Source organism: Candidatus Hydrogenedentota bacterium, assembly GCA_018005585.1.
Taxonomy (GTDB): domain Bacteria; phylum Hydrogenedentota; class Hydrogenedentia; order Hydrogenedentales; family JAGMZX01; genus JAGMZX01.
The window spans coordinates 1-11,509 of sequence record JAGMZX010000088.1; the positions used below are offsets into that span (position 1 = coordinate 1).

Below are 11,509 nucleotides of genomic sequence, written 5' to 3' on the forward strand. Positions count from 1 at the left end.
CGCTCAGCGAACGGGCGAAGAGCATGAATTTCCTCGTGCAGGTGGGCACGAACGGCATCGCGCTGCCCCGTGATTTCGCGCATGTTTCCTGCATCGACCGATACGTCCTGCCGTTGGAGAGCATGGACCCGGAGGTCCATGATGGTATGCGGCCTTTCGCGCGCGGCAGGCAGGGCAGCCATCACGCGTTGATCTTGAGTCGTCTCGAGACGATTCGTGAGGCGGGCAAGTCTGTCACCGTGTCGACGCTGGTTACCGCCGAGAACATCAATGCCCTGTTTCCGATTGCGGCGTGGCTCGCGGCCTATCAGCAGGCTGGCGCGCGGCTGCACGCCTGGCACCTGTACAAGTTCATCCCCGAAGGGCGTGGCGGCAGCCGCAGCGCGGACCGTTTCGCCATCGACGATGACGCGTATCATGCGGCCGCCGATGTCGTGAAACGCGCGTTCCCGGAGTTGTGCGTCTATAAGCGGCCCGACATGTTCCACTCGCGCGACGTCGACTTCTTCTGGCACGAGGGCGGCGCGCTCTGCATAGGCAGCCAGGTCTGGGGCCGGCAAGCCGTGGGGGGAATCGAGGTCTGACGGCGCGGATTGCCGGTGTTTCGGACAGGCGGGCATGCCTCGCCCCTGCGACAGGCATGAATCACGTTTTGTGAAAACCCGCCATGAGAAGGCCACGCTAGCGCCGGGAGCCGTCACGCTGGTCCGGAAGCAAAGGGATCCTCTGCAAAGCGCCGCGCTCTCTGAACGGTGTTTTGCACGCGCCTTCCAGGGTGCGCACTTCACGATAGGGCCCATTCCCGGGCCGTGACACCCGGCCCCTTCGACTATTATCATGGCTGTTGCGAAACGCAATCCAGCCTTTCCCAGCAGGAGATCGCAGCATGTCGAGATACTTTCTGGTTTCTTTTATGAGTGTGCTTCTCGTCCTGGCCGTCCTGCCCGCACATGGCGCCGGCGATGCATTCACATGGCCACAGGCCACGCGCGAAATGCGTCCCTGGGCCTATTGGTGGTGGATGGGCAGCGCCGTCGACAAGGAGAATCTGTCCCGTGTGCTCGAACAATACCGCGGCGCCGGCATGGGCGGCATGCATATCATCCCGATCTACGGCGTCAAGGGGAAAGAGGAAGCCAATATCGAATATCTCAGTCCAAAGTGGATGGAGATGCTCGCATACGCAGTGACGGAGGCGGATCGGCGGGACTTGGGTGTCGATATGAGCACAGGCACGGGGTGGCCCTTCGGCGGGCCGCAGGTCGGGCCGGACGACGCCGCAAGCAAGCTTGACGTGCAGGTGATAGAGGCCGCGCCGGGACAGCAGGTCTCCCTGCCTGCGGACGGTCCCGCACCGCAGGCGGTCGTAGCGTTTTCGGATGCGGGGGAGTGTGTGGTGCTGTACGGGGGACAGGCGCGTCTCGAGGACTCGCTTGTGCCAGTCCCCGAACGTGGAAAGTCCTGGAAGGTCTACGTGATGCGGCAGGCCCCCACGGGGCAGCAGGTGAAGCGGTCCGCGCCGGGCGGACAGGGCAACGTACTTGACCCGTACTCGCCGGAGTCGTTGCGGCGGTATCTTGCGCGGTTTGACGCCGCATTCGCGGACTATGCCGGCCCCAAGCCGAGATCTCAATACCACGATTCGTTTGAATATTACAACGCGAACTGGACCGATGCGCTCTTGGCCGAATTCCGGCAGCGGCGTGGTTACGACTTGCTGCCGCATCTGCCGGAACTGCTGACGGAGGCGCCGGACGATACTGCCGCGCGCGTCACCAGCGACTATCGCGAAACAGTGGCCGAATTGTTGCTGGAATTCACGAAGACATGGGCCGATTGGAGTACCCGGCTTGGCTGCAAGACGCGCAATCAGGCGCACGGCTCGCCCGGTAATATCCTTGACCTCTACGCGGCGGCGGACATCCCCGAGACGGAGATTTTCGGGGCAAGTGCATTCCCGATTCCGGGGCTGCGCATGGACCCGGACTTCCAGGGCGACCGGCCTTCGCCGTTGATGATCAAGTTCGCGTCCTCGTCGGCCCACGTGGCGGGCAAGCCGCTTGTAGCCTCCGAGACGTGCACGTGGCTCGCGGAACACTTCCGGGAATCGCTCGCACAGGCCAAGCCCGAAATCGACCAGCTCTTTGTCGGCGGCGCAAACCACATTGTCTATCATGGGATGATCTATTCGCCGCCGGACGACCCGTGGCCCGGCTGGCTGTTTTACGCCTCGACGCATTTTGGCCCGTCCAACCCCATCTGGCGCGACCTGCCGGAACTGAACGCGTATATTGCGCGCTGCCAGTCGGTGCTGCAATCAGGCGCGCCGGACAACGACATACTCCTCTATTTCCCGGTTTACGACGTGTGGCACGACGCGCCCGCCGGAGCCACCCTGCGTCCGCTGCAGGTGCACAACATCTCCGGCTGGCTCCAATGCGGGGGGCTCGGCGCGGTGGCAAGCCTGCTTTGGGAGCGCGGCTATGGTTTCGACTATGTATCGGACCGGCTCCTTGCGACGGTTGAGAACGAAGCAGCGGGGTTGCGCGCCCCGGGCGGCGGATATCGCGTGATCGTGCTGCCCCCATGCCGGTATCTGCCGCTGGAGACCTTGCGCAAGATCGTCGACCTTGCGCACGGCGGCGCCACGGTCGTCGCGTCCGGACAGTTGCCGGTCAGCGTACCGGGTTATGGCGACCTTGAAAGGAGACAGGTGGAATTCGAAAGACTGCTTCGGGAAATCGTGTTCGTCGACAGCGACACGCCCGGAGTTCGCGAAGCGCGTCTGGGCGCCGGTCGCTTCCTGGCGGGCGCGGACTACGAAGCGTTGCTCGCCGCTGCTGGCGTGCGCCGGGAGGCGGTAGTGGACAGCGGTGTGCGGTTTATCCGGCGGAGGAACGAGGCCGGCCATGTGTACTTCCTGAGCAACCTCGGCGACCAAGGCCTGGACGGCTGGACTCCCCTCGGCGTGCGGGCGCAGTCCGCCGTGTTGCTCGACCCGCGCAGCCCGAACCGGGCGGGCATCGCGGCGGTGCGTACCGTGTCCACCGGCGTGACGGAATGCTATCTGCAACTCGCGCCGGGTGAATCGTGTGTGCTACGAACCTTCACGGAACGGCGCCTGACGGGGCCGTTATGGCCGTACCGCCGCGTGCTGGAGGACCAGCGGGTTCTGGAAGTGGCCGGGCCGTGGACCGTGACATTCCTGGAAGGCGGCCCTGAACTGCCCGAGAACTACACGGCAGGTCAGTTGGAATCGTGGACGGCGCGCGGCGGCGCGGCGGAGACCTTTGCGGGCACAGCGCGCTACGAGACGGCATTCGAACTTGCGGAGAAACCGGAAGACTATCTGCTCGACCTGGGAAAGTTCTGCGAAAGCGCGCGGATATACGTCAACGATCAATACGTTGGCGCGCTGTTCAGCTTGCCGTTCCGCATGTCCATCGGCGCATACCTGCGGCCGGGCGCGAACACGCTCGCTGTCGAGGTGACCAACCTCGCCGCGAATCGCATCCGCGACATGGACCGCCGTGGCGTTGCCTGGAAGAAGTTCCACGACGCCAATTTCGTGAACATCCGGTATAAGCCCTTCGACGCGTCTGAATGGCCGCTGTGGGATTCTGGTTTGATGGGGCCGGTACGCCTGCTGCCCGCTGCCAGTGTGGATCACGGCGCCGCGCTGGATGTCACGGATCTTGGCGAACTGGCGCCCGGCTGGCGCGGCGCTATCGTCACCGAAGTTGACCAGAGTTACGTTGGCTGGGACGTCGAGATAGGCGACGCGGACAACGACGGCAAGAACGAAATAGTGACCACGGGTTGCCCGGGCAGCCGCCTGTATTGCTTCAAACACGAACAAGGCGCCTGGGAGACCCGGTTGCTTGCCTCGGACCTGGCGCATCGTGCGCCTGCGCCCGGCATGGGCCTCGTGGTCAAGGTCGTCGACCTCAACCTCGATGGAAAGAACGAATTGGTCCTTGGTACGGGCCAGGAAGGCGACACGGCGGGTCCCGCATTCTGTTACGTGCTTGAAACCGATGGCCGGGAGGTCGTCAGGACCGCGAGCGCCCAGGCGCTGCTGCCCGGCAGCCTGTACGCGCACAACGCCGCGTTCCACGACTTGGACGGCGACGGGACCCTTGAAATCGTCTCGGCCTATTGCGGGACGGGGGAGATCACCCGTTTCGATATCGACGGGGACTTGACCGCCTTGTCGCCGCGTCAAATCTACAACAATCAAGGCTCCGGAGAGGACTCCTTCATCACCGATATCGACAATGACGGCGAGGTCGAGTATCTCACCTGCGACTGCTATCGCGAGGACGCCGCCCGAGTGCTCATCTTCGAATTCGACAACGCCGGCGAACTCGAAGTCCCGCCGCGGCTGGTGATTGATGGCTACGGCGACACGAAGTGCTTCAACTGCTCGCTGGAAACGGGCGACGTGGACAACGACGGCAACCTGGAGCTCATCGTTGCCTGGAAGCGGAAGTGGGGCGTTAACGACGGCACCATCATTGGATACCGGGTCGACGCGCAAACCGCCGCGCCGGTGTACGTATTCGCGAAGGAAGACCCGGACCTCGACCTCGGTTACGGCGAGAAGATGATGTGCGTGGCCGACGCGGACAACGACGGCCGGAACGACCTGGTCGTGACGACGCGGGGGGAACCGCCCTGGAACGGCAATGGGCTGGGTCATGTCTTTCTGTTCAGGGTCCTGACGGGCGGACAGGTCGAGCGCACGCTGCTGATGAACTTTCATCCGGGCAAGGCCGATGCCGTGTGGCCCGCCGTGGGCGATGCCGACAACGACGGACGCAATGAAATCGCTCTTGCGACCGGCGTGGGCCACCGCGAGCAGCCCGGTGTCTCACATGTATTACTGGTTGCAAAGGAATGAATGCCGGAAAACTGACGTTTCAGGCAACATGTGAAGCTGTGCGCTCGCGCCGGGCTGCTGGCAGGTCCTTGCCGGGTGCTTTTTGTCCTCAAATTGTATATAATAGGAAAAACTGTGGGTCGTAGTCCTGTTGTGTAGATATGGCGACTCTCGCGCACAAGAGGGGGCTCAGGGCCATTAGGAGCAATTGCGACAAGGGAGCCAAGCGGACCGTTATGTTAAAGGGTCATGAGGCGCGGCTTACAGGCGCTGCGCTTATCATCACGATATTGGTGACCTGTTTTCCGGGAGAGACGGCCGCGGCTGACTCCGTCGTCTTTGTCGGGCCGCATTGGGCTGTTGAGCGTTACGATGTTGGCGAGGTCAAGTTTCGCACGCGGCCGGGGCTATACAAGGTGCTGACCACCCCGAACATTACTTTTGACATCGTATATGAGGACAACGCAGGGCAAGGTTTCTTTCACACCACGCTAGGAGCTCAGCGTCAGGCCCGGCTCGAAGACGCGCTGCTGTACGTGAGCAACGTGGTCAACATCACCGGAGAACTCGAGGTCCGTGTCGAACCGTCGCTGAATGTCGCGAGTGGCACCTTGGCGTCCGCGGGCACCTTTTTCAGTTCTTCCACGGGCTTTACGAACGGCACGGCGTTCACCCGTCTCACGAGCGGCACGAAACCGTTCGTTGGATTTCCGGAAATCCGCGTTATAGCCAATTTTGGATACAACTGGAACATCAGCACGAGTCCGCCCGCGTTCAATCAATTCGATTTCCTTACCGTGCTGGTGCATGAGTTGACGCATGGCCTTGGTTTCTTGAGCCTGGCGAACAGCACCGGCGCCAGCCTGGTCGGCGCCAGTGTCTATTCGAAGGTCGATAGCAGGATTGTGCGGATTACCGGCATGAAGACCATGTTCTCCGGCACGCCGCCCACATTCAAGGGGACTGTGGCGGACTTGACCAGCCGTGACTTGGGGCTCAATGCCACGAATGCAACGGCGCTGTATGACCAAGGCGTGCTGCCCGGCATTTATGCGCCCAATCCGTTCAGTCTTGGCAGCAGTCTTGCCCACTGGGACACCGGCAACATCGTGGGTGGCGCGATCATGGAGCACGCATTCCCTACGGGACTGGTCATGCGTGAGTACGCTCCGGTAGACCTTGGCGCGCTGCGCGACATTGGATACACGGAGGCCGTGGAAGCGGACCCCGCCGGCGGGGGCGGGGGCGGCGGGGGCGGCGATGTCGACGTTACGGTCACCGTGCAACTTCGTGATTCCGTATCCGCGCTCGCCATTCGGAATGCCTCGGTGCGGCTTGATCCGACGGATGAGGTCTTCACAAGCAACACGAACGGCAATTATTCGTTCAAGATCACCCAGACCGGCACGTACAAGGTCTCGGTCACCGCTACCGGGTACAAAGCCGCGCAATCGGGCAATTTCAGCGTGACCGACGTCACTACGCAGGTCACCGTTCCCTTGCAGATGGAAGCGTTCCCCTCCGCGAAGATTGGGGTAACGCCGAACGTAGCGTCAACTTATGATTTCGGCTCCGCCACCCCGGGTTCCGTCATTGACGCCGATTTCACCATCTCGAATACAGGTGGTGGTCAGGTTTCCGGCACGGCCTCAATCTCGGGGGCTGGTTTCCAAATATCGAGCAACCCAAATTACTTGCTCGGGCAGGGCAACAACGTCAAAGTCACTCTTCGCTTTGCACCGCCCAGTGCGGGCAGTTTCAGCGGGACAGCCACGTTCACCGGCGGCGCCAACGGCCCCGTCTCTTTCCAGCTTGCCGGCACGGGCCAACAAGCGCAGCCCCCGCCATCGGACGGCGGCGGGTGTGGGGTCATTGCCCCGGACAAGACGCCGTGGGATCGCGCGGCCGCGCTCTGCATTGTCTTGGCGGCATTGTGCGCACTGGCGCGGCGCGCGGCACGCACGCAATCCGTTTCGAACCCGCGGCAACATGGCTGACCCTGGCGGCATGGCTGTTTGAACCGCCAGCCGACGCGGGGGTGCGTACCTGCTGGCGCACTGGCCGTTTTCACGTGAGCACGGCTGGGCCGCATGCGATAAATGGAAGAAGGAAGGCCTCCATGCTGAATAGAAGAACGTACCTCATCCGGGAGCACGTGGGTTTCTTGAAACTGTCGGACACGTACGACATTCTCGACCCGGAAACGCAGGACCAACTGGGTATCGCCAAGGAGAGGCCGGGCGCGATGATTCACGTACTGCGATTCCTGATCAACAAGCGTGTTTTGCCCACGAAGGTATTCGTCTACGAAGGGTCCAATCCGCAAGACGAAAGCAAGCTAATCTTTTCTATACGGCGGGGCGTGACCCTGTTCCGTTCCCGGGTCAATATCTGCGATGGCGCCGGAAATGTAGTCGGCTGGTTCAAGAGCAAGGCGTTCTCGATTGGCGGGGCTTTCCGCGTCTACGATTCCCTAGGAAACGAAGTCGCGCTGGTAAGAGGCGACTGGAAAGGCTGGAATTTCAGGTTCCTGGACAAAGCCCAGAACGAAATAGGCGTCATCACGAAGAAATGGGCGGGTATCGGCAAGGAATTGCTCACTTCAGCGGACAACTACATCATTTCCCTGCGCGAAGAGGCCATGCCCGCGAACGCCATCCTGTTGATCGCGGCCGGCCTTGCGGTGGACACGGTCTACAAAGAGAGATAACCGTACAAACGGGGCCGTTGATGACGCAACGGCTACAGTAGACTGAGTTGATCGTGCTTGACCGCCGTGACGAACGCGGTCCACGCGCGCGATACCGGCGTCTCGCCCGGAAATCGCAGGAAATCGGCGTGGCCGTCGAGATACAGGACGTTGGCGCCGCCGGGCACATGATTTGTCCCTGACGCGTCGGCCGCGTCCACATTGTCATACAAGACCCAGACGTTGCTCTGCGCCCGTGCCGTCGCGGCTGGATTGTTGACATCCGTAATGAGGAAGCGTTCGATGCCTTCGCGCAGGCGACAGAGCATGAGTGCGCCGGTTGCGTCCTGCAAGTCCCTCTCGACGTACCGTGTCTTGTTGGCGGCCATGTCCGCCACTGGCGGGCCGCCGTCGCCGTTGACGTGCTCGTAGGTGGCTACGATCAGTTCCTCCATGACGGTGTGAAACTCCGGACGCAACCAGGGTCTGAGTAACGCAAACGTGATGGCCGAAGAAAAGGACTGCCCGTTCGCGTCGACGCCTGCGGGCAGGAAGTCCCTGTCCTGCAGCGCCCAGGAGAAATAGGTGTACGACCTGTCGTCGAAGCGGCACGGGTCGAGGGACGTGTCCGGGTTTTCCGGTTTCGCGTGGAAGTAACCGCCCGTCAGCGATTCGGCCGCATCGCTGTCCGACGGGCGGACGAGCACCTGATAGTCGGATAAATACTCCGGGTACACCTGCCTGCCGTCGAAGAAGAGCGTAAGGCCCTCGTTGGCCTCGCATTCCTCACCGAAATCGCTGTAATCGTTTTCCCAGATACGCAACGACGGAAACTTGCCGTCCGCCTCGTCCGCGTACATCTTCAGGACGACGGCAATCTGCTTGACATTGTTCTGGCAGCTTGCGCGCCGCGCGGATTCCCGCGCCCGAGCCAGCGCGGGCAGCAGAATCGCCGCCAGAATGCCTATGATGGCGATTACGACCAGCAGTTCGATGAGTGTGAATCCCCGGTCCTGCATGCCCGGTGTCCTCCCGCGGATCGACTAGCCCGATGGCCGGGTCTTGTACCCAGCGGAAGTGATCGTAACAGTCCCTTGGCTATTCTACAAGTTTTCTCGAACAGCCTTCGCATGCAACACCGGCGGAATTTTTGCCGGCTCTTTTTCCTTTCGTGTGAAGATCCGAGGCGATCACCGGATGTCGAAGTCATCAGGTTTCCGCGCTGGCGGACTGGAAATGTACCGCGATAGGGGCGGGGTGAACAGGCGCGCGACGCGGCGGCACGGCATTGACCGGCCGGAACGAAGGTGATCGAATCTGAACCGGACGCGGAGCCGGCCCGGGGCTACGACGCCAGTCCATCAAACGGGGACCTGCTATTTCGCGGCCTGATTCATGTAGACCAAGCCCCAGTTCAGCGCGTTGACGAGGCCCTTGGTGTCGATATAGACGGGCGGGTCACCCTCCCACTGCGGGTCGATGGTCCCGGTCGCATAATACATGGCCGCCGTGTCGAGAAACCGTGTCTGTCCCGTGTGCTTGTAAGCGTAGGCGAGACCGTCGGCCATGACCAATGCCCAGTTGTTGATGTCGGGATAACTGGGGTCGGACCCGTCGAAGACCACATCGTAGGGATGACAGGCGCGCCCGGGCCGGTAGATGTCGGTCGCGAAATCCAGGACGAAATCCCCATACGCTTCCAGCGCGTCCGCGACGTGAATAGTGTCGGCAATTCCATACTCCTGGCAGAAGTCGAGATACCGCCCGAGCGTCCAGAGAATCTGATTGAACATGAACATGCGCAGATAGCCGCCGGGATGCGCAGCACCGTACGCAGCCGGGCCGGTAACCCATCCCTTGTTGGACAGGTCTGCCGTGGTGGCGACGACTTCGTTCAGGTCGTCGAGCCAGCGCGTATCGCCCGTGTGCCGGTAACCCTCCATATATGCGATGAGCAGGTTCGCGCGTTCGCGCTGCAGTACGGAGTCCCAGTCGTACGGGTCGCCGAAGTTCGAGAACTGGGACAGGCTTTCCATAGCCTCGAGCCCTTCGCGGGCCACGTCGGCGAAGCGTTGCTCGCCGGTGACATGGTATGCGAGCAGGAGGTCGGGCACTCCGAAAAACAGGTCGACCGACGGCGAGTTTGAGTTCCGGTTCGGGTTCAGGTTGCCGGGTTCGTCGTGTTGGCTGTGGCCGAAATAGGCGCCATGCACCCAATGCTGGATGCCCTCGTCGGGGATATGCAGGTAGTCGACGTCGGCGAGATGCCACGCGGCCGCTCGCCCGAGATTGAACCAGCGGACGTCGCCTGAACGCAGTAATTGTACGAACATGCCGAAGGTGTACCAGTACTTGAGGTTCATCTGGCCTGCGTGCGAGGGGCCGAAGCCCTCATAGTCGAGCGGCAGATCGCCGTAATCCTGCCAGCCGTAAAAACCGTACCGGTCAATCGCGTCCAGCAGTGTCCCATTCCCAAAACTTGGGTCATCGACGTCGGGATCGAAATCTGGGTTGGGGTCGAATGCGGTGTTGACGTAGTGCTCGTAGAGCGGCCACTGCGCCGTGTCCGCCGCGGGCGCTTCGCCCAGCGCCCCGCTGTTGATGTACCACGCAGGCGAGGCCAGCCCGATCAATGGATGGCTGAATGCGGTGGCGAGTCTGTCAGCGGTGGAGCCGGACATGGGCCCGACGCCGAAATCGAGCAGGATTGAATGGGTCTTCTCCTCGCCGACGCGGAAATTGTGCCGGAACTGTTCGCCATTCGGGAAAAGGTCGATGGAGACCGTACCATCCGGTTCGGCCTCGATGGCCTTGGGGAAATTCTGCCAGAAATCGCGCACGGCGGCGGTCAGGCGCGGCCCGGCGGCGCCGAACCCGGCGGACACCCAGCCCAGCGCCTGGTCGCCGGTTTCGGGCGGCGAGATACCTGGCCCCGTAATCTCATAACCCGGCAGGGTACAATACGCTTGCAGCCGGGGCGCGGCCGGAGCTTCGAAGCCGGGCCAGCCCACGTCGCCGGTGTAGTTGTCCCACGTGCCCGTACCGCTTGAGTCCTGGTAGAGGCGAATCGCGGAAGCGGGGTCGTTGATGTCGATGTCGTTCTCGGTCAGGACGCGCAAAGCTGCCGCGCCCGGGTCGCGCAGGCGAAGGTTGAGCGCCAACGAACCGATGTAGACGCTGTTTACCGCCCCGAGATTGTGCGCGTTCGCCGGTTGACCGTCCACGGTTTCGACCACGGGCTGATTGTTCTCGACGGTGAAGTCGGCGCGAACCTGCGTCGAACCTGCATAGAAGTGGAGCCGCGCGGTGAAATCGAGCAGCGCGCGCGCGCTATCGTCGAGGATGCTCCCTTCGACGCGGACAACGGCACACAAGGGGCCGCTGCGTTCGACGGTCACATTGGTGGTGCGCGGCGTGAAGTCTGGCGATCCGCCGCCCACGATCGAGAGAGGCCCAGCGGGGTCGTAATCGATGGCGTTTCGCGGTGTCAGTGCTTCGAGCATCTCTTGGCCGTCCACTGTTACTTGCTCGAAGAGATTGAAGTCCGCGTCCGTGTTGATGGCGAACTGGGCAGCGCCCGTATCGACCAGCATCAATCCGGGAGTGGAGGTATTGATGGAAATTGCGTCCGCGGGCGCGGGTCCGGGACCGGACGTATCAATCCGCAGGGTCTCCGTACCGAAAGAGATGACATTCGTGAAGCAGCCGGCCAACACCCACTTGACCGGCGCAGCGGTATCGTCCGGCGCGCCGCCCCAGCGCGCCAGCACCTCAAATTGCGCCGGCACCGGCGCCTTGTCCACTGTGGCAAGCCGCAACGTTGACACATCCGTGACGTTCCAGGTTTCCGGCAATGGCACGCCGAAACTCGTGTATTCGTCGTAGCGCGCGGCGCCGTCATGCTCGACGATGTCAATGATTAGCTCGTCCTCGCCTTC

At 62.2% G+C, this 11,509-nt stretch carries 6 protein-coding genes; 4 read left to right on the forward strand and 2 right to left on the reverse strand.

Features of this window, described 5'->3' with window-relative positions; translation table 11 throughout:
- From KA184_14825 to KA184_14840, 4 genes are all read left to right on the forward strand, one after another.
- Nucleotides 1-584 (forward strand): hypothetical protein (locus KA184_14825; protein MBP8130850.1); only part of this gene is annotated, 584 nt, incomplete at its 5' end.
- 302 nt (nt 585-886) lie between these two features.
- Nucleotides 887-4,903, forward strand: a complete 4,017-nt coding sequence (locus KA184_14830) for a hypothetical protein (GenBank protein ID MBP8130851.1) — start codon at nt 887-889, stop codon at nt 4,901-4,903.
- Nucleotides 4,904-5,118: 215 nt separating this feature from the next.
- Nucleotides 5,119-6,879 carry a carboxypeptidase regulatory-like domain-containing protein gene (locus tag KA184_14835; GenBank protein ID MBP8130852.1) on the forward strand — a complete coding sequence of 587 codons (1,761 nt, stop codon included), beginning with the start codon at nt 5,119-5,121 and terminating at the stop codon, nt 6,877-6,879.
- Nucleotides 6,880-7,001: 122 nt separating this feature from the next.
- The gene (locus KA184_14840; GenBank protein MBP8130853.1) at nt 7,002-7,592 is read left to right on the forward strand and encodes an oxidoreductase; all 591 of its coding nucleotides are present in this window, start codon (nt 7,002-7,004) and stop codon (nt 7,590-7,592) included.
- Nucleotides 7,593-7,624: 32 nt separating this feature from the next.
- Here KA184_14840 and KA184_14845 read toward each other — a convergent pair whose 3' ends face one another.
- Both KA184_14845 and KA184_14850 read right to left on the reverse strand, forming a co-directional pair.
- Nucleotides 7,625-8,590 (reverse strand): DUF1559 domain-containing protein, encoded by a 966-nt coding sequence (locus KA184_14845; protein MBP8130854.1) that lies wholly within the window; start codon nt 8,588-8,590, stop codon nt 7,625-7,627.
- A 357-nt stretch (nt 8,591-8,947) separates the two neighbouring features.
- The coding region (locus KA184_14850; GenBank protein MBP8130855.1) for a hypothetical protein at nt 8,948-11,509 on the reverse strand (2,562 nt) is incomplete at its 5' end.